Source organism: Streptomyces hirsutus, assembly GCF_001418415.1.
GTDB lineage: Bacteria > Actinomycetota > Actinomycetes > Streptomycetales > Streptomycetaceae > Streptomyces > Streptomyces hirsutus.
Window position 1 is genome coordinate 3,078 of sequence record NZ_LIQT01000759.1, and the last position, 258, is coordinate 3,335.

Genomic DNA, 258 nt, shown 5'->3' on the forward strand with positions numbered 1-258 from the left:
GTCACCGTCGAGGCGGCCGACGGCGCGAAGACCGACAAGGACAGCCGCATGCTCGGCGAACTCACCCGGACCGAGGGCCGCTGGAAGCTGAGCGCCCTGGGCCAGGCGCCCGTGGGCGGCACCTCGGCCGGCTGATCCGGCCACGTCCGTACGCGCCAGCCGCCGCACCGAGGAGGACACCCGCACGATGTCGACGACCCGCCACCACATCAACCACCAGCGCCGCCGGCAGGCCCGCGAGACCCGCCCCACCCCCTC